Here is an 18,889-nt window from a genome sequence, read left to right on the forward strand (position 1 = left end):
TGTAAAGTGTTTGTTTTTTATTTTTGATGATGCAGCTACCACTGAAAAAAATATCAGGTATTTTAATTTGTCTTTTACTTTTTCTAAAAAATGCCGAAGCGCAAAAGATCTATATCGACTCGTTAAATCGTTTGCTGGCACAGAGCAGCATGTCGAAGGAAGAAAAGGCGAATGTATACTGCAGACTGGCCAAGGCTAATTTTGAAAAAAATCTTCCGCTTTCTTTTCAACAAGCCAATGAGGCCCTTAAAATTGCAGAAGGATTAAGGGATGGAAAAAGTAAAGCAATGACCTATGCTACACTCGTACATTTATATGTATGGAAAAAAGACCTTAAAAGCGCTTATGCCAGTTTAGATAGCGCCAGGCATTATGCACAAAAAACAAAAGACCCTATTGCATTAGGCTTTGTATGGTTTAGAAGTGGCTGGTTAGACCTCGTGAACGATGAAAATGATAAATCGTCGGCCAAGCTGCTTAAAGCCCTCGATTTTTTTAAAGGCCAGCATGCTGATGATTACGAAAGTACCATTTACCACTATATGGCCAGTTTTTATGGTTATGGCAATGATCCATCAAAACAGCAGAAATATGCCAGATTATGCTATGCGAGTGCGATAAAAAGTAAACAGGTTGACGTGTTAAACAATGCTTATTTTACTATTGGACAAAGTTATTTTGACCGCTATAAGCAAGATACGCTAAAACGCAACCTGCTTGATTCGGCTTTGTTTACCTATAAAAAATCACTTCGGCTTTCAAAAGAACAGGAAGGCCGCATGCTCACTTACAGCAATACGGCAGCTGCCGCGTTAAATACCGCCAATGCCTATTTTCAATATTTTCCAGCCTCATATCGCGATAGCGCCGAAAAATATGTTGATATTGCAATGGAAATAGCTGCAAAAACAAATTTACTGGAGGTTTTACTAAACTGTTATGGATTAAGGAGCGAATATGCATTACGCGATGGAAATTACGATGAGGCAGAAAGGCTACTCCTTGCCGGATTGAATAAAATTTCAGGTGCGGTCGTAAAAATGCCACTCACGCAGGCCAGAATATACCAGGGACTGGCAAATATTGCCGAGAAAAAAGGTAATCAGCAGGCCGCTTTAAACTATTTTAAGCAATATTTCGATTATTATAAAAAAGCTTTTGATGAAGAAAAAATAAATAGCACCGCCAGGATAGAAGCACAGTATCAATCAGCAAAAAAAGAGCAGGAGATTGCCTATTTACAACAGCAAGCCAGGTATACCAAAAAACTAAATGTGGTTTATGTTATTTCAGGATTAACGGGAATTGCCGCATTGCTTTTATTGCTGATGTCTTACAATTATAAGCTTAAAGCATCGATCAGAAAACAAGAACTGATTGATCAGGAAAAAAAGGCCGTCGAATTAAGGGCACAGTTAAAAGAGGCAGAAGCGATACAGCTTCAAACCGAGCAGGTATTGCTCAAAGAGCGTCAGGAGCGCCTGGAAAAAGAAGTATTGGCTGGGAATTTACAGATCGAAGAAAAGAATGAATTGCTGGAGCTTATACCCGAAAAGTTAAATCCTGAAAGTCACCTTTCGGTTGATGAACAGATCAAACGAATTGTGAACCAGCAGAAAAAGATGGATAAAGTATTTGAAGAACATAAGATAGATTTTTTTGAAACCAATCCTGCTTTTTTTGAACGGCTGCAAGGGAAAGCCAACCACGCACTTACCCGGCTCGATTTAAAATACTGCTCTTATATGCTGATGGGCTTGACCAATAAAGAGGTTTCAGCTCGCTTAGGTATCGAACCTAAAAGTGTGCGTATGAGCCGTTACCGGATTAAACAAAAATTGGGTCTGGGCAAAGATGAAGATTTAAATTTGTTTCTGCAGCAGTTAAAGTAATTGCAGTTATCTTCATTAAATGAAATTCATCTTAGATCTGACTTGATTATAAAAACAAATTGTTGCAGATGATTACATCTTTTGTTGTTTGAAAACAACTGCACTTATTATTATTTGACAATAGGAGGTCATTACTTTGATAGGGTGATACTGTAAACTATAGCCTGTATAGTTTTACATTCGGAAACAGTCAATAACCTAAACAAAATATAAGAATTTACCTAAATTAAGATATGCAGAATAGGCTATTCGATATTCTTGAAACTGGGTGCTGATGAAGAGATTCTTACATTTTTGTGTTCCTGTGGAGAGGAGAACTTATAAAACAAAAGCCAATAAGTGACGGCCATAATCAACATACCTAAGAGCGCACTGATTACATCATTCCTTTTCATACCACCTTTGTAACAAAAACAATGCCGACCAAAAGAATCCTGTGTAAAAAAATCATTTTTTATAGTCGTAAAGGGCATTTTATCAGTATCATGGTATTGTTTCCCTCCTTAGTTAACGCCATACCAATTGTAAATAAGGGTGATTATACGGTATTTTAATCTACAGAAATTTAGTTACTTAGAGCAGTACATGTCCTATTCTTTAGCGGGCATAATTAACCATCTACAAACATAAATTGCTCTAAAAATGATTACACTTAAACTGGAAGAAAGATTAGATGAAGTATGGAAACACTGTCAGCGCGGATTGGTTTATCCCTCGCCATTTGCCATTTTTACTACATTCTGGACTAAAACACGCGTTAATCGTCAGCAATTAGCTGATCTGATGGCTTTCCTGAGGAAAGAAATCAATACCCATCCCAGTCTTAAAGACCGCAACACTTCTGTAATACTTGGTGTTTCCTTTAAAAACTGGGCTGCTATCTGCAATAATGATAACTTGCCTCTACCTAAAGGTATGCGACTTAATTTCCCAACAGCGTCTGATCCTTATACTTCTGATGTTTTTGATGCATCAAAAGGTGTGTTTGATGATACCGCAGGCGACCTTTGGTTACACCTAAAGAGCGATAGCAAAACCGCCTGCGAATTGCTGTTGGATCTGATCATAAATTCGCTTAAAGCGGTAACTCAACATTATTTCGCGCAGGATGCGGCTTCGAAATCAAACAGTAAGGATGGCAACAGAGGCAAAGTGCTGGGCTGTCGTTTCTCCGAAAACCTCAACAATCCTTCCGATCCGATTACCATTGCCAAACATACCCTCATCGGCGGCGAAGATATGGATCATTTTGGTGGTTCATTTGTATTGGCACAACGTTTTGTGATTAACTGGAACCAGATTAATATGATGACTGAAGATCAGATTGAAGACCTGATTGGACGTAAAACAGATGATACGATTATCCCCGACCGCGATTCGAGAAGTCACATTAAATCGGCCAGGTTACAGGATGAGTATGGCAATACCACACCAATATTGCGTTTAGGTTTACCGTTTGGCCGTGCAAAACAATCATCCATTGGTTTCAGGGCGCCCAAATCGGTTACTGTTTCTGATGAAGAAGGCATTTATTTTGCCGGTTTTGCCAAAGAAGCTTCTATTCTCGAAAACATTATGAGCAACCAAGTTGGTGGCGATAAGGGTTTTATGAACGACCGTTTGTTTAACCATCTTAAATCTGATCTGGGTGGCTTTTTCTATATTCCGAGCATCGAAGATCTGGAGCTGGAGAAACATCCGGATTACAGTAATAATTTTACTTATGTTGACAAGGGTGATTGGTCGAGATTTCCGGGCGTAGATTGGTCGCGTTTAGACCGCCATTACCAGGTTGCTTCCGAAAACGGACTGATGTATTACAACCATCAGAATTACCTTTTTACCATGGCCACCGGTATCAACAGGCGCAACGTATATTTTAAGGTACCCAGCAACCGGATACTGAGCTTAATGGAAAATATCTTTTCGTTATGGCAGGATAACTGGTACTTTAACCGTAAACAGGAAGAGATTAAAGAAGATCTACAATACTATATTAACGCTTACCAAGGGAGCGACAAACCTGCTGATATCATGAAAGAATCGGTCATGGTCAGAAAAGGCTGGGCGGTGCGCATGAGTCTGCAATTGTTCAGCTCTCCAGAATATGGTTTCCGTGGGCGTAAAATCCGTTTTCCTGACGGCAGTTTGCACGCCTATTCGTCATTTATCGAAGCTAAGGGCGAATGTGTATATGGATCTGACACTTATCGGATTTCACCGGAGGAAATTATCGTGGGTGCCATGCCGAACCTATCGCTTGGTGAAGGCCGTTATGTAATGAAATACCTTTCTGAAACCGAACGTATGGATGGTTTTTTAAGCAATTTAAGCGAAGCTTCGGGCGTTGGCCACGTCATCCCGAATTACGAAAAAGCCATACAGAAAGGTTTGAAGCAGATGAAAGATGAGGTATTGGCTTACGAGCAAAAGGCCGCTACCAAAGAACTCCGGGATTTTTACCGTTCTTCTTATCTTTCTTTGCAAGGAATTACCGAATACATTCTCAACTACGAAAAATTAGCGAGTGAAACTGCCGAAAAAATGGCAGAAGGACAGGCTTGGGAAAAAGCCAATCTGCTGGCCATTGCTGCGCGTATGAAAAAATTATCTGCCGATAAGCCCGAAACTTTTGTGGAAGCGGTACAGTTTATATTCACATTGCATTCGTGCCTGCACTTAAATGGTGAACCAACCGCCATTGGTCGCATGGATCAGCTATTAGATCCTTTTTATAAAAAAGGCGATGTTACAGAAGATGAAGCCCAGGAAATTATCGATGCTTTTTATATCAAACTCGATGAAAAAGTACAACAGAACAGGATTTTTATGGAAGATCATCAGCCTTTTGGTAACCTGGCCATGGGTGGAGCCTCGGGGCCATACCCTCAAGGTGCATCATTAGGGCAATGGATTCAGCAGATTACTGTTGGTGGAACTGTGGCCGATGGAACAGCAGATTTTGCGCAATCAAAACCGGCTTATAACGATGTCACAAAACTTTTTATCCGCGCTTCAGGCAGGCTGCCTTTAAATGCGCCATGTTTATCGTTGCGTACCCGTAAAGATATCCCTAAAGATGTTTTGGAAGAAGCGGCGCATGCCATCCTTTCGGGTGGTGCGCATCCAATCCTGCTTAACGACGAAAAAATTATCGAAGGATTGTACCGCAGTGGTGATGGCGTAGGTGGAAGCCTTGCTGAAGACAATAAGAAATGGAATTCGACCGTAACCTTGCAATCTGCACAAAATTATGCCTGCGACGGCTGTTATGAACCGCAGTTTCCGGGAGAGAATTGGTTCTCCTTAGGTGGCTTTTCTACCTTACAGCCATTAGAGTGTGCTTTAAATCAGGGCAGAACTTATTCTTCAGCCGGACAATCTTATCTTTTCGGGCAAAATGTTTCGCTTAATTCGAAACCGGCTGATCAGATTAAAAGTTTCGACGAACTGGTTAAAATCTATTTCCAGCATTTCGAACTGTTAAACCGCAAAGCTTTTAACGGACAGCTGATGGGCTTTGGCGCCAATACCAAATTCTGTCCCTCACCAATATTAAACGTATTAATGGACGATTGTTTAGGTCGTGGTCTCGATTTTTACAGCGGTGGTACCAAATACAATATTTACGGGCCGTGTTATATTTCCCTAAGTTCGGCCATCAACTCATTGTATGCTATTAAAACCATGGTTTTTGACGATAAAAATGCCGTAACCACATTGCCGGAACTATTGGAATGTTTATGCTGTGACTGGGGATATAAAATGACCGAACCTTTTATTAGCACTTTAGCGGGCGAATCGAGAATTGCCAGTCGTTCCGATCGCTTTAAACGTTTAAGGGATATTGCCTTGAGTTTGCCACGTTACGGCCGCGGTCATCACGAAATCGATACCTTTGGAAATACCATTATAGAGGGCATCGCAAGGATTTCGGTTGAAACCTTTACCAAACCGCTACCACAGATGTACAGTGCTTTACAAAACCTCGCCACACGTTACGGTACTGAAGAATTTCCTTTCGGAATCCAGATTCAGCCGGGTGTAGGTACTTTTGAAAACCATGTAGAGATGGGTGCCTGGAACGGTGCCAGTGCCGATGGACGCCGGTTGGGTACCGCTGTAGCATCAGATTTGAGTTCAGCACCAAGTCCGATGGATTTACCGATCGACCACCAATATGCGGGTTTCGAAACCTCGCTTGCCGGTTTTGAAGGTAAAGGTACCGATATGATGACCGATGGTGCGCCAACAGATTATAATATCAATGAGAATTATCCTGCCGAAAAAATTGTAGCGGTTATGCAACAATTTGCAGAAGGTCATTCATCAAATATATTGACCATTACCGTAGCCAGCGCAGATACCTATACCCAGGCCGTAAGTTCACCCGAACAGTTCGATCTGTTGCGCGTGCGTACCGGAGGGTGGTCTAACTTCTTTACCTCGGTGTTTCCCCTTACGCAGGATCAGCACCGCAGAAGGCCAGTTTCTACGCCTGTAGTTGCAGCGCCCGCCGTAGCCGAAAAGAACGTTGGAGATATCAGTAAATGCCCGTTCCATCAGCAAATGGCTGTTAAATAGATTTATCCTTATCGGTTGAGGTTAATCGCGAAGATGCCGTAGAGAGATCAATTTAAGCAGATCTCTCTACGTTAATTTGTTTAAGAAGATCACGTTATGAACAAGCTATCTGATCATCTTCCCCCAGCAAACCTAAAATTTTTAAGATTTATTGAAAAGTCTATTAGCATTAAAGTATAAGAATAATTTGCTTTCGGTATGATCGCTAGTTTTTACTCACATCATATTGGCAAGATTTACATTTTTGCTTTAGCTCCAGAATATTAAAAAGCTTTAATTACGGTCAACAGCGTCAATAATTCGACTTAAGCGTTCCGATACAGTGGTATCTCCTTCAATTTTGATAACCGGGCAGTTTATACCTGCCAGCCAGCTTTCGTGGATACCGATATTGCGGCCTGTAAAAGTGCGGTCATCATATTTTGATGCCCAATCTATAAACTCCAGAAACAATTTGTGCCGCAGAGGATCATCGTAAATGTTATTTCCGTATCGTTCTGCTTCCCTTTTTATCAGGCGTTCCATCCTGATTTCTTTTGGTAGGTAAAGGAAAACTGCAAGGTCGAACATTTGTTTCCACTCCTCTCCCCAGCTTACCAGCGATCCACCTACAATATAACTTTCTATTTGGCTTAATTCCTCCTTAAGCATCTGGTTCCGTAATATCGGATCTCTTTTTACGGTATATGGCACCGAAGATTTTTCCCAGAAGAAATGATCAGTATCAAAATAAGGGATATTTAATCTGGCAGACAAAGCTTCTCCCAGTGTTGTAGTACCTGCACAGGATGCCCCAAGGATATGGATTTTCATGATGCAAAGATATCGCAAAATGTTTCATTGAAATTAAAATTGATAGCCGATAAATTTTTTATCTATCTATAGTCTAAATGTCTTTACCTATCTGGCGCAAGGTGTATGCTCAGCCCGGACATTTCCTGGTTTGCGCTTTCGTTAAGTTTATTGATTGTTCAGTATTGGACAAAATTAAAATGCCTAAAGTTCTTTTCATTAGGGAAATAACGATGCAATTGTAGATTCCGTTATAAATTTCTTTTTATTGAAACCGGTCTGCAGGAAGCATACCCTTACTGCATTTCGTTGAAAATCATTTAAATAGCTGATGCTGCTCACATTTTTAACATGATTTTTTTTCAAAATTTATGCTTAATAAACAGCGCATTGTATGAAAAAGATCCTGGTACCTGTTGATTTCTCTCCAACAGCAGAGAATGCAGCAAATTATGCAATTGATTTGGCCTTCCATATTGGGGCAAGGTTAGAACTATTTCATGTTTTTCAATTTCCTGTGGTACCACCCTTAGCAGCATCGATGGTGTGGCCTTCTGGAGAATACAATCAGATGGAAGACGACGCTAAAAAAGCATTGGAGAAATTGCTTTATAGGATCGAAAAGAAATACGAAGCTGCCTACAAAGATTACAGCATTAAACCACAAGTATATTCGAAACTGGTTTATGGCGAAGTAGATGATGAGGTTTGTAAGTATTTTACTGAAGGTAAGATGAATCTCGTTGTAATCGGCTTGAACAATGCAAGTAAGCTCTCCAAAATTTTGGTCGGTAGTAATGCCAGAAAAATGATTGAGCGCGAAATACCGCTTTTGCTCATACCTGGTGGTTATCAATTTAAGAAACCCAAAAAAATTGCCTTCGCTACCGATTTCAGTCATACCGATATCCCCGTTTTATGTACGCTTGCCGAATTTGCAAAACCTTTTAATGCTGATATACTCATCATGCATACCGCGCATCCAGCATCAGAGCCGGCAGGTTACAAACAGAAAACCGAAAATTTTTTAAATCGGGTAGCTGATAGGGTCAACTATAAAAATATCTACCACAGGCATGTAAACAGCCATAGGGTTAAAGATGGCTTAGACTGGATCGTAGAAAATGGTCAGATCGATATGCTGGTGATGGTACATCGGAAACAAGGATTTTTTTATCGTTTGTTCAATGGTAGCTATACACTAACCATGTCAGATCATATTCAGATCCCGCTTCTGGTTTTACCACCTGAACACCGCATTCCGATGTAAAGCCTGTTGATTTTCTGAGACTTAATTGCGAATCTATTCTAAACAAAAAAATATGTATCCTAAAACAATGAAAGCCGCTGTTGTTCATCAGTATGGAGCACCGCTGGCCATGGAAGAACTGCCGGTCAGACCGCTCAATCAATATGAGATCCTGGTACAAGTAATTTCAAGCGGTGTATGCCATACCGACCTGCACGCCTGTAACGGTGACTGGCCGGTAAAATCAAAAATGCCATTGGTACCTGGTCACGAAGCCATTGGTTTGGTAGCCGCAATGGGGCGTGATGTTAAAAGTGTTAAAGAAGGCGATGTGGTTGGCGTTCCGTGGTTGTACAGTGCCTGTGGTTGTTGCGAATTTTGCCTAACAGGTTGGGAAACATTATGCTACGAACAACAAAATGGCGGTTATAGTGTTGATGGTGGTTTTGCAGAATATGTAATTGCCGATTCCAGGTACGTTGCCCATTTTCCTTCGCACGTAAATTTTGCAGAAATGGCACCGATTATTTGTGCAGGGGTTACCGTTTACAAGGGGTTGAAAGAAACCGAGGTGAAAGCAGGTGAATGGGTTGCCATATCAGGCATTGGCGGATTAGGCCATCTGGGGGTTCAGTATGCAAAAGCCATGGGATTGCAGGTTGCTGCGATTGATGTTTCTACCGATAAATTGGAGATGGCCAGAAAGTTGGGTGCCGACATTGTAGTTAATGCACTTGAACAGGATCCAGGGGAGTTTCTTAAAAAACAAACCGGAGGAATGCACGGCGTATTGGTTACCGCAGTATCGCCTGTTGCCTTTAGTCAGGGGCTTTCCGCATTGCGTAGAAAAGGTACTTTGTCGCTAAATGGATTACCACCAGGCAGTTTCGATCTCCCCATATTTGATACTGTATTAAACAGGATTACGATCAGGGGTTCCATTGTGGGTACCAGAAAAGATATGCAGGAGGCTATCGAATTTGCTGTAGATGGCAAGGTAAGGGCCCGGATTAATCCTGCAAAACTGGAAGACATCAACGAAGTATTTGAACAGATGAAAAGGGGAGAGATCGAGGGCAGGGTTGTTTTAGATATTTGAGGTAAGCAGCAGCAATAACTATTCAAGATTAATTTTTAAAAAATGTTAGGGACATTAAAAGAGGAGGATATTGAAAAACTCCTTACAGAACAATATATCGGTCGTTTAGGCTGCCACGTCCAGGGGACGACTTATATCGTACCCATTAATTATGTGTATAGCAATGGTAAAGTTTATGCCCATTCTGCTCCCGGACAAAAAATCAGGATGATGAGAAGCAACCCACAGGTATGTTTCCAGGTTGACCAGATCCGTAACACCTTTAACTGGAAAAGCGTAGTGTGCTGGGGCAGATTTGAAGAAATAGCCGACAGTTCAGAAAAACAAAATGTTTTGCAGGGCATTATCCATCGGATGATGCCTTTAACCAATACACCATCTGAGCAGCCGTCGCATGGAACAGGCAAAACGGATGCCTATGATGAAGAAATTATCGTGTTCAAAATTGTACTGTACCTGAAAACAGGCAGATTTGAGCTTAATGAAAGATACAATTAACAAGTGGATTGAATATGATCAGTATGAGAATTTGAGACAGGATGTTTTAAATAAAAAAAAGCCTGAAATCATGCGATTTCAGGCTTTTTTTTATTCTGCGGAGAGCGAGGGATTCGAACCCCCGGACCTGTTACAGTCAACAGTTTTCAAGACTGCCGCATTCGACCACTCTGCCAGCTCTCCGCTGCAAAAGTAGGAATTTGGCGTTAATCTGCAAACCTTTTCCGTTCAAATATTTTAATTAATATTTTAAGCCTTGCTAATCATTTAGTTAGGATAGATAAAAAAATAAAAAAGCATCAATATGCGGCTATTTTAGGCTGTTAATAGTCATAATAGGTTGCCGTTAACCCTTATTAAACTGCTTCTTTTGGGCGGATTTTATGCCGTTCAACGGATAAATATCCATTTCCTTCAATCGCAAAACAGACTAATCCCGCCAGTACAGCAATTGAAAACCAGAATTCGGAATAAGGTTTAAAAATGCCCCCTGAACTATTGATGAAGAATACGGCACCGATCAGTATCGGTAAGTTAATCAGGCAGAATGTACGGGTATACGTACCCAGTGTTATGGCCAAACCACCGATAATATGTAAAACGATAATAAAGTGTGCCAGCAGGCTGATGCTGATTGCCGTACCCAGGAAAGCGCCCCTCATTAAATTACTAAAAGCTTGCATATTGATATAAAAATCAATGCCTTTCCACATTAACACGAGGCCTAATAAGATTCTGAAAAAATCAAGCCATTTTGGGTGGTGGTGATCGCCCCAGTTTTCGATTTTCTTAAGCATTTTCATAGCTTCTATATTTTGGTTATTACAATTTACATATAATAAATATTAATAACAATATGTAGCTAATGATTTGAAATTGAGGAGACTTTTGCTCATACCGGGCCGGCGAATTAACAAATTGGTGTTTATCGTTAACTGTAATATAAATTTAGACCAGAACGCGATGTGGTAGCAGATTTCTACGTTTCGCGTTGCTCCAATCAAATTGATGTTATCCCCTTTTCTTCTGCGCTATTTTACTGTTTACATATTCAGTAGGCGACATGCCAAACTGCTTGGCAAAATTCCGTCCGAAATGCGATTGTGAACTATAACCCACCAATTCTGAAATTTCATAAATTTTCATTAATCCCTCATTTAAAAGTTCAGCAGCTTTTTTTAACCTCGCTAAATTGATCAGCTCATTCGGGCTCAGATTAGAAATAGATTTAATTTTACGGTAAAGTGTTGGCCGGCTCATGTTCATCTTTTCTGCCAGATGTTCTACATCCAGATCCTGATTGCTGATGTTTTGGTTAATGGTATCCTGTAATTTTTCTAAAAATAACTCGTCGGCCTTGGAATAGGCCATGCTTTTCAGGTGAAGGAGGGGTGAGCTGGAAAAATATTCTTTGATCTTATTTCTGTTTTTGAGCAGACTGGAAATCTGTACCTGTAAAAACTCGGGCGAAAAGGGTTTTTCTACATAGGCATCGGCCCCTAGTTCTAAACCTTCGATTTTAGATTGCAGCGAATTTTTTGCAGTAAGCAAGATCACCGGAACATGACTAAACTCCAGGGTGGATTTTATTTTGGCACAAAACTCAAAACCGTCCATTTCTGGCATCATCACATCACTAATGATAAGTTGAACGGTTTCACATTGCAATATCGAGAGGGCTTCTATACCGTTTCTGGCCTGCAAAACATGGTATTTTTCTTCCAGATCATCTGAAATGAAATCCAGAATATCCTCATTATCATCAACCAATAATACTACAGGTCTTTCCAAATCAGTATCTTTTATGGTAAACGTATCTACAATTTCTTCCATTTTCCGTTCAGATTAAATTCAATTCGCTGATGGATCGGCAGCTCTAATACAAAGATATTAAAATCACCATCATCGAAATTTAAATAGAGTTCCCCTTGATGCAGTTGTGCAAGCGATTTTGAAATCGAAAGGCCTATGCCGGTTCCTGCCTTTATGTCTGTTTCCTTGCCCCTGAAGAAAGGCTCAAATATCTTGTCCTTAATTTCCATAGAGATCTTATTCCCATCATTTTTAACCATTACCATAAATTTATCGCCTTCCTTTAGTGATAAGTTAAGCTCCACATGTGCTCTCCCATATTTAAGGGCATTATCTGTCAGATTGCTGATTATTTTATAAAAAGCTTCAATATCGATATAAGCATGAAGGTTTTTTTCAGGTAGATGAAGGTTATAGGTGATGTTTTGCTGTTCTGCTGCTGGTTGAAACTGTATAAATATATCTTTTAACAGTTCGGAAATATCGGCTTTTACAAAGTTTAACGAAAATTCGCTGGTTTCTGTTTTTCTGAAATCCAATAATTGATTCGTCAATTTGAGCAATCTATCGGTATTTCGACCCATAATCCGTAAATTCTTTTCTATTGCTGGTATAGCGCTTGCCTGTTTAATCAGTTTCTCCATCGGTCCGACAATCAAGGTGAGCGGGGTTCTGATTTCGTGGGCAACATTGGTGAAAAATTCGATTTTGGCCTGATAAACTTCTTTCTGTTTCTCATGCTCAAAAACTTCCATACGCCTGCTGTTTTTTGCCGCTATTTTTAAGTGGTAACTTCGTATCAGGAAAAAGATAATCCCAACTATGGCGATCAGGTAAAGTAAATAGGCCTGAGGACTGAAATAAAAAGGAGGGTGAATTTTAATCAGCAGTCTGGCATTTTTAGAACTCCAGTTGCTACTCCTTTCAACCAAGGCTTTTACCTCGAAAATGTAATTGCCCGGTGCAAGTTTGGTAAAATAAACTTTCCGGTTGGTTTTTAAATATTCCCAGTCTTTATAAATCCCCGTCATTTTATAAGCATACTCGGTCATTTCGGGTGATAGATAGCTTAAAGCCGCAAAATCGATGCTGAAGGAGCTTTGGTTATAGTTAAGTTCTATGGTGTCGACATAAACGATCGATTTATTGGCAAGCGGATCTTTTCCGTTTAAACCTGTTTCCGAACCGTTGATTTGAAAGCCGGTCAAAAATACCGGCGGCGCATATGTTGTGGTCTTTAAATTGGCCGGATTAAAGCTTACCAGTCCTTTTACGCTCCCAAAATAGATTTTGCCATCTTGATCCTGGTAGGCAGAGCTGTAATTGAATTGGTCAGTAAGCAGTCCATTAGCTTTTGAATAGGTTTTACTTAAACCAGTAACGGGATCGAAATGGATAAGTCCCCGGGTACTGCTAATCCAGAACTTATGTAATGCGTCTTCCTCAATGCGGAACAGGTAATTGCTGGGAAAGCCATTTTTTATTCCATAGCGCTTAAATTGATGCGTTTGCTGGTCAAAGCTGCAAAGTCCCCCACCATCAGTGGTTACCCAAATGTGTTTTTGGCTATCCTCAAAAATGCTGTTTACGGAGTTATGGCTTAAACTCTTTGCATCCTTCGGGATGTTCCGGTAGTTTACATAACCCGGTTTGGAGAGGTTAAACTGAAATACACCATCGTTAAAACTACCTGCCCAAATGTTGCCCTTGCTATCTTCCATAACCGAATAATAAAAAATAAAAGGAAGGCCTGCAATAGCGTCAAAATCATCTCTTTTACGGTTGTATCGGTAAATGCCATTAATGGTTCCGACCAGAATTTCACCTGATCGCGTTTTGCAAAAAGTAACGATAAAATTGGTGCGTAATGAGTTTCCTACACCAGCCTGGTAATGTTTGATGACCCTTTCTGTCTTCAGATCTAAAACATCCAACCCATGTTCAAAAGTGCCTATCCAGAGTTTGTCGCCATCAACCAATAAACCGTGGATATTGGAGTAGGCAATGCTTCCGGGTTTTCCATCGGGTAAAAAATGTTTAAATAAACCTGTTTTGATCTGGAGTTTATTCAACCCGGCATCTTCCGTACCGATCCATAAATTTCCAGCCTGATCTTTCGTAATTTCCCTTACATCGCTTCCGCTGATTGAATTGGTGCCATTTTGTGGGAAGTATTTGGTGAACAATGAAGTATGGCTCGAATAATAGTTTACACCTCCAAAGTACGTCCCGGCCCAAACTCCGCCTTCACGATCCACACAGATGGTATAAACAGCATTATCACTTAAAGAATAATCATTATTGTATTGCTTTTTGAGGTGAATGATTGCTCCACTTTCGTCATTATAAATGTAAATGCCCGATTCTGTAGCTATCCAGAATTCGTGGGATCCTGTCTTTTTTATGTCGCGGACAAAAATTGGCGTTTGGTCGTCGTTTAATTTCAGTATATTTTTTGATGTTAAGGTAATGGGGTTAAAGAGTTTAACACCTTGATTGGTTGTACCCACCAACAAATTTCCATCTTCAGTTTCTGCAATTCTGGATACCCAACCATATTCAGTCTTGGCATTTTTTCCATTAATATTAAACGGCTCAAAATTATCCGTTTTGGGGTTGTATTTTTCCAGCGTTCCCTTTCCGGTACTGATCCATACACTACCATCTTTTAAAACGGTTACCAATGAGGCATCAAATGGTGCGTTATGCGCAAAAGCACGTATTTTCTTGCTACGCTTTTGATATAGATATATTTTGAATGAAGACAGGATCCATAAATTTCCCTGTTGATCGCTCGCCAAATCGATAATCCGCATTCCTTTGGTCGCTGCAATCATGGCAAAGCTTTCCTTTGCCGGATTGTATTGGTATACACCATTATTGGTACCTACCCAAAGGGTTTGCTCCTGATCGTAGTGGAGGGCATAAATCAGATCGTTGCCTAAACTGCCTGCCTGATCCGGATCGTGGCGATAAGTTTTAAAAGCATAACCGTCAAATCGGTTCAGTCCATCTTTTGTGCCAAACCACATAAAACCGTTTCCATCCTGTACGCTGCAAAAGGCAGTATTGTTGGAAAGCCCGTTTTCTACCTGGTAATGCCTGAAATAATAAGGCTGTGCCAAAAGTAGCTTTGCCGAAAACAACAGGCATAAAAGTATGATGAGTTTTTTCAAGAGATTGTGGTCAGTAGCTTCAAATATATTAAAGAAAAGTTTTGCTTTCAGGCTAATTTACATTTGAGACGATATGTAGCAAGATTGAGACGAATCGGTTTGTACCGGATGAAACTTTCAATTAAATAACTTGTAAGTTATGAATTGATAGCTACCAACTGATAACTGCAAATTGCAAACTGACAAAGGCGTTACCCCTAAAATAGCCTAAAGACTACTGACCGATGTTAACTAATCCCCGCCGCCTGTAACGGAACAATCGATAGGGCGGATAGCCCGGAACGAAGAATGAGTGGGGACTAGGAGGGATGGCAGGACCGAGTGACCGAAAGGCAACCAAGCCCAACATTTCCAAAAAAAAGTTGATAAAGACCCTGAGCTGAACTGGGGAAGACGCATTGAACGGCTTTTCTGTATTTCCGAGGCTCCGTGGCTAAACAGGTTCCATCACTACAAATCGAGACAAAATGAAGAAAGATTGATACAAATGTATATCCCTCTGAAAAACTAAAAACTGAATCTTTGAGAAGAATTAAATGCAACTAAAACCATTTACTTCAGTCATAACCAAATCTAACCAAATATGAAAAGAAGTTTATTCTCCTATGAAGGCTTTGTAAGCCCGGATCGGTACTTGCTTCAAAAGATGTTTCTGAAAAGCAAAATCCGCTCTGCTATTTTAACCGCACTTACCTTATTCTTATTTTCATTGCAGCTGATTGCACAGGAACAAAATACTGTTACTGGCACCGTGACCGACGAGAAGGGCGAAACAGTTGTAGGTGCCAGCATTAAAATTAAAGGTACCAGCACCGGGGCGACAACGGATGCAGACGGAAAATTTAAAATTCAGGTAGCCGATAAAAATGCAACGCTGATTTTTATTTACGTAGGTTATGCCAATCAGGAAATTGCACTCGCAGGACGTTCGCAGGTTAATGTTAAACTTAAACCTTCCAATAACGATCTTTCTGAGGTGGTGGTGGTGGGTTATAACACTCAGAAAAAGGAAGCCATAACAGGGGCTATCTCTTCCATCAGCAGTAAAGACCTCGAGAAAGTACATGGTGGCTCAACCGTGAGTACGGGCCTTGCGGGTAAACTTCCCGGTGTATCGTTCAGGATGCCTGATGGCAGACCGGGATCGAGTGCCAACATCCAGATCCGTAACATGGGCAATCCATTATATGTGATAGACGGGATTCAGCAGGATGCCGGTCAGTTTAATAACATTTCTCCCAATGATATTGAAACCATTAGTGTACTTAAAGATGCTTCGGCCGCTATTTATGGTAGCAGGGCCGCTAACGGGGTAATTCTGGTAACCACTAAAAGAGGTAAAAACAGTACCCGCAATACTTTCAGTGTTGATGCTTATACCGGATGGCAGAACTGGGTGCGTTTCCCGGAAACAACCGATGCTTACCAATGGATGTTGGGAAAGGCTACCGCAGAATTGAATCAAAACGGTAAAACTGATATTACCCAGGCCGAACTGGATAAATGGAAAGCAGGAACAGAATATGGTTACCAGAGCCAGAACTGGAAAGATATCATCATTGCGCCTAACGCACCACAGTCTTCTATTAATTTAAGTGCTTCAGGGGGCAGTGATAAGGTAAATTATTACTTTTCTGGCACGCACTTAGATCAGAAAGGGGTATACGGAAAGGCAAGGGAGTTTGATTTTAAACGAACCAATATCCAGAGTAATATAGAGGCTAAAATAACCGATCGTTTTAAGGTGGGCATGCTTATCAATGGCCGTATAGAAAGCCGCGATCAGCCGGGCGTTCCTGGTGGTGATGATTACTGGGCTGCCCGTTTTGCACTATTGCGAAACAGACCTACCGAACAGGCTTATGCCAATGGCAATCCTGATTACCCGAACGATATTGGGCATAATACGGAGCAGTTTGCTGTGCAGAGCAAAGCCTTGAGCGGCTACTGGAAATCAGACTGGAGGGTTTTACAGACCAATTTATCCGCAAGTTATGATACGCCTATCAAAGGGTTGGAAATTAAAGGCCTGTATTCTTATTATATCGCCGATAACGTAATCAACGGTCACGAGTATACCTACAATGTATATACTTACCATCCTGAAACAGGTGTTTATGAAGAAAAAGTAGGAAGCTCTAATCCTTACAGGGAACGTAGAAACGAAAAGATATACACCAATACCTATCAGTTACAGGCCAACTATAACCGTACTTTTGGCAAACATACCATTGGTGGCGTTTTAGTTGCAGAACGTTTAGATCGTTTTAGAACCTATACTTTCCAGCATGCGGTACCACAAACCAATATTTTGCCTGTTTTGCAATTTGCCGACATGGATGGTCAGGATTTTGCCGACATCCAGGAAGAAGAAGCCCGTATTGGTTACGTGGCCAGGCTAAACTATAATTATGATAATAAATACTATTTAGAGCTTTCTGGTCGTAGGGATGCCTCCTGGAAGTTTGCTCCCGACAGACGTGTAGGTTATTTCCCTTCCGCATCCATTGGTTGGAGAATTACCCAGGAGAAATTTATGAAATCGCTTTTAGGTGAAAGCACGATCTTAAATGATTTGAAACTCCGTGCCTCATACGGTGTGCTGGGTGATGATGATCTGGGCATCGATCCTTTTGCCTACATCCCCGGATACCGCTACAACCAGGGTTCTGTGATTTTGGATGGAAAAAATATCACCACTTCGAGGGATAAGGGGCCAGTGATCAATAACCTCACCTGGTTTAAGAGCAAAATTACAGATATAGGTCTGGATTTTTCATTGTTCAACAGCAAACTGAGTGGAACTGCAGATTATTTCTACAGAAAACGCACCGGTTTAAAACAGGTTAAAAACGATGTATTGGTACCAATCGAACTGGGGTATCCATTGGCGGCAGAAAATCTGGAAAGCGATGCGCAGTTCGGTGCCGAATTTGCTTTAAATTACAGGGATAAGATCGGAGAATTCAATTACAACGTTGGGGGAAATATCTCCATCAGCAGGAGAAAATTTTTAGATCAGTACAAGCCGCGTTATGGCAATTCATGGGACAATTACAGAAACAGCTACAACCAGCGTTATACCGATATTTTTTGGGGATATGAAGTCACCGGCCAGTTCCAGAACATTGACGAGATCAACAATTATAAGGTAAACATCGATGGACAGGGAAACCGCTCTTTATTACCCGGCGATTTAATTTATAAGGATCAGAATGGCGACGGTGTCATCAACGATCTGGATCAAAGACCTATCGGATATACCACAACAGGTCAGCCAAATATCGGCTTCGGTTTCACCATTGGTGGTTCTTATAAGAACTTTGATTTTACAGCAGATTTTTCAGGCGGTGCGATGTATTCCTGGAACCAGAACTGGGAACAGCGCTGGGCATTCCAGAATACTGGTGCTTTATTACAGAATTTTGCTGATGACAGCTGGCACCGCACCAATCCATACGATCTTAACAGCGCATGGATCCCTGGGAAATACCCCGCATTGCGCTTTAATGATGGCGGACACAGCAATTACAACAAAAACTCCACTTTCTGGCTGCATAATGTAAGGTATTTACGTGCCCGTACGCTTGAGATCGGTTATACCATACCAAAAAGATGGGCCGAAAAAATCAAGATCCAGAATGCCAGGGTTTATGTAAACGGATATAATCTGTTTTCTATCGATAACCTGAGCGATTACGGTGTGGATCCGGAAATTGCAGACGATAACGGTTTACAGTATCCACAGAACAAGTTTTTTAACATCGGACTTAAATTAACGCTGTAA

Annotated in this window: 10 protein-coding genes and 1 tRNA gene; 6 read left to right on the plus strand and 5 right to left on the minus strand. The window is 40.9% G+C overall.

The window, feature by feature from the left end:
• Positions 1 to 26: 26 nt before the first annotated feature.
• Both ACK1I8_RS01560 and ACK1I8_RS01565 read left to right on the plus strand, forming a co-directional pair.
• A complete protein-coding gene (locus ACK1I8_RS01560; protein WP_412467615.1) occupies positions 27 to 1,892 on the plus strand; it encodes a helix-turn-helix transcriptional regulator in 1,866 nt (621 codons plus the stop codon).
• Between the two features lie 642 nt (positions 1,893 to 2,534).
• Positions 2,535 to 6,476 (plus strand): Dyp-type peroxidase, encoded by a 3,942-nt coding sequence (locus tag ACK1I8_RS01565; protein ID WP_412467616.1) that lies wholly within the window; start codon positions 2,535 to 2,537, stop codon positions 6,474 to 6,476.
• A 273-nt stretch (positions 6,477 to 6,749) separates the two neighbouring features.
• Here ACK1I8_RS01565 and ACK1I8_RS01570 read toward each other — a convergent pair whose 3' ends face one another.
• Positions 6,750 to 7,289: an AAA family ATPase gene (locus ACK1I8_RS01570; RefSeq protein ID WP_412467617.1), complete on the minus strand. Its 540-nt coding sequence runs from the start codon at positions 7,287 to 7,289 to the stop codon at positions 6,750 to 6,752.
• Between the two features lie 373 nt (positions 7,290 to 7,662).
• On the opposite strand from ACK1I8_RS01570, the gene ACK1I8_RS01575 reads away from it, so the two are divergent.
• From ACK1I8_RS01575 to ACK1I8_RS01585, 3 genes are read left to right on the plus strand one after another with little or no spacing between them, the layout of a single operon-like run.
• Positions 7,663 to 8,538 (plus strand): universal stress protein, encoded by an 876-nt coding sequence (locus ACK1I8_RS01575; RefSeq protein WP_412467618.1) that lies wholly within the window; start codon positions 7,663 to 7,665, stop codon positions 8,536 to 8,538.
• Between the two features lie 52 nt (positions 8,539 to 8,590).
• A complete protein-coding gene (gene adhP / locus ACK1I8_RS01580) occupies positions 8,591 to 9,616 on the plus strand; it encodes an alcohol dehydrogenase AdhP (protein ID WP_412467619.1) in 1,026 nt (341 codons plus the stop codon).
• A gap of 42 nt (positions 9,617 to 9,658) precedes the next feature.
• Positions 9,659 to 10,114 carry a pyridoxamine 5'-phosphate oxidase family protein gene (locus tag ACK1I8_RS01585; RefSeq protein WP_412467620.1) on the plus strand — a complete coding sequence of 152 codons (456 nt, stop codon included), beginning with the start codon at positions 9,659 to 9,661 and terminating at the stop codon, positions 10,112 to 10,114.
• Positions 10,115 to 10,212: 98 nt separating this feature from the next.
• On the opposite strand, the gene ACK1I8_RS01590 is transcribed toward ACK1I8_RS01585, so the two are convergent.
• From ACK1I8_RS01590 to ACK1I8_RS01605, 4 genes are all read right to left on the minus strand, one after another.
• A tRNA-Ser gene (locus ACK1I8_RS01590) sits at positions 10,213 to 10,297 on the minus strand.
• A 173-nt stretch (positions 10,298 to 10,470) separates the two neighbouring features.
• The gene (locus ACK1I8_RS01595; RefSeq protein WP_412467621.1) at positions 10,471 to 10,917 is read right to left on the minus strand and encodes a DoxX family protein; all 447 of its coding nucleotides are present in this window, start codon (positions 10,915 to 10,917) and stop codon (positions 10,471 to 10,473) included.
• 208 nt (positions 10,918 to 11,125) lie between these two features.
• Positions 11,126 to 11,947: a response regulator gene (locus tag ACK1I8_RS01600; protein ID WP_412467622.1), complete on the minus strand. Its 822-nt coding sequence runs from the start codon at positions 11,945 to 11,947 to the stop codon at positions 11,126 to 11,128.
• Complete coding sequence (locus ACK1I8_RS01605) at positions 11,932 to 15,102, minus strand: two-component regulator propeller domain-containing protein (protein ID WP_412467623.1); 3,171 nt, start codon at positions 15,100 to 15,102, stop codon at positions 11,932 to 11,934. Before ACK1I8_RS01605 ends, ACK1I8_RS01600 begins: the two co-directional genes overlap by 16 nt.
• 583 nt (positions 15,103 to 15,685) lie before the next feature.
• On the opposite strand from ACK1I8_RS01605, the gene ACK1I8_RS01610 reads away from it, so the two are divergent.
• A complete protein-coding gene (locus tag ACK1I8_RS01610) occupies positions 15,686 to 18,889 on the plus strand; it encodes a SusC/RagA family TonB-linked outer membrane protein (RefSeq protein ID WP_412467624.1) in 3,204 nt (1,067 codons plus the stop codon).

The organism is Pedobacter sp. KLB.chiD (genome assembly GCF_047040275.1).
GTDB lineage: Bacteria > Bacteroidota > Bacteroidia > Sphingobacteriales > Sphingobacteriaceae > Pedobacter.

What these genes read in the sequence shown, in the direction of transcription:
- ACK1I8_RS01560 (WP_412467615.1), top strand. Translation starts at nt 27, where the DNA reads ATGATGCAGCTACCACTGAAAAAAATATCAGGTATTTTAATTTGTCTT.
- ACK1I8_RS01565 (WP_412467616.1), top strand. Translation starts at nt 2,535, where the DNA reads ATGATTACACTTAAACTGGAAGAAAGATTAGATGAAGTATGGAAACAC.
- ACK1I8_RS01570 (WP_412467617.1), bottom strand. Translation starts at nt 7,289, where the DNA reads ATGAAAATCCATATCCTTGGGGCATCCTGTGCAGGTACTACAACACTG.
- ACK1I8_RS01575 (WP_412467618.1), top strand. Translation starts at nt 7,663, where the DNA reads ATGAAAAAGATCCTGGTACCTGTTGATTTCTCTCCAACAGCAGAGAAT.
- adhP (WP_412467619.1), top strand. Translation starts at nt 8,591, where the DNA reads ATGTATCCTAAAACAATGAAAGCCGCTGTTGTTCATCAGTATGGAGCA.
- ACK1I8_RS01585 (WP_412467620.1), top strand. Translation starts at nt 9,659, where the DNA reads ATGTTAGGGACATTAAAAGAGGAGGATATTGAAAAACTCCTTACAGAA.
- ACK1I8_RS01595 (WP_412467621.1), bottom strand. Translation starts at nt 10,917, where the DNA reads ATGAAAATGCTTAAGAAAATCGAAAACTGGGGCGATCACCACCACCCA.
- ACK1I8_RS01600 (WP_412467622.1), bottom strand. Translation starts at nt 11,947, where the DNA reads ATGGAAGAAATTGTAGATACGTTTACCATAAAAGATACTGATTTGGAA.
- ACK1I8_RS01610 (WP_412467624.1), top strand. Translation starts at nt 15,686, where the DNA reads ATGAAAAGAAGTTTATTCTCCTATGAAGGCTTTGTAAGCCCGGATCGG.